At 64.2% G+C, this 1,100-nt stretch carries 1 protein-coding gene; it reads right to left on the minus strand.

Annotated features, from left to right (window positions below):
* Nucleotides 1-1,100: hypothetical protein (locus BQ17_RS21715; RefSeq protein WP_218068194.1), on the minus strand; the 1,100-nt coding region annotated here is incomplete at both ends.

Genomic DNA, 1,100 nt, shown 5'->3' on the forward strand with positions numbered 1-1,100 from the left:
ACGGCCGCGGCGATGTGCAACAAGCCTGCCGCATCCAGGTTGACGGCATTGCCGGCACCACCGGCGGTGATCGGTCCGCTAACGCTGAGTCCGGCGTTGGTGTTGGTCAGGGTGATGGCCCCGTCGTTGGTGGTGACGGTGCTAAAGGTCACCGCTCCGCCTCCGCTCTGATCGAATCGGATGTCGCCGCTTGCATTGCCGGCGGAATTGGTGCTGGTGAGGCTGGTGACAGTGACGGCGGAGGCTGAGGTATTGTCGATGTCGATGCCGCCATCGGTGGTGTCGGCGCTGATGCGAGCCGTTGCCAACTCCAAGGCCGTGGTATCCCCGATGCCGGTAGCGGCATCGAGATCGGCGATAGCGGCCGTGACCAATCCCGCACCGTCGATGGCCCCGGCGGAGGTGATGTGCACTTCGTCATCCGTGGCGGTTGTGGTCCCGGTGAGGGTGATGTCGCCGGAGCCGAAAGTGGTAAGGGTGAGGTTCTTGCCCGTACCACCGGCGGTGATCGGTCCGCTAACGCTGAGTCCGGCGTCGGTGTTGGTCAGGGTGATGGCCCCATTATTGGTGGTGACGGTGCTAAAGGTCACCGCCCCGCCTCCGCTCTGATCGAATCGGATGTCGCCGCTTGCATTGCTGGCGGAATTGGTGCTGGTGAGGCTGGTGACAGTGACGGCGAAGGCTGAGGTATTGTCGATGTCGATGCCGCCATCGGTGGTGTCGGCGCTGATGCTGGCCGCAGCGGTGTCGATGTCGGCGTTCCCTGCCGTACCGATAGCGCCGCCCGCAGTCAGGGTGAGATTGCCACCCACGAGGTTCTCCTCCTCGCTGCCATTCGCCTTAACCTCGGAGTTGTTGTCGCTGATCGCACCGCCTGCGGTGTTGTCGCTGTCCGCAGTGACGGTGATGGTATTGGCACCGGCCTCGACACGACCCAGCTCGACATCATTCGCCGCTATGAGGGTGACATCCCCCCCAGCGCTGTAGCGGGTACCGTCGGCCATGCTGATGTTGTTGGTCGTGGCCGTGGCGGTGATGGTGCCGCTGGTGGCGGTAACGTCTCCGGCAGCGGTGTGCTCGATGCCGGTGCCACCTGTGAG

This window comes from Candidatus Thiosymbion oneisti (assembly GCF_900092655.1).
Lineage (GTDB): Bacteria > Pseudomonadota > Gammaproteobacteria > Chromatiales > Chromatiaceae > Thiosymbion > Thiosymbion oneisti.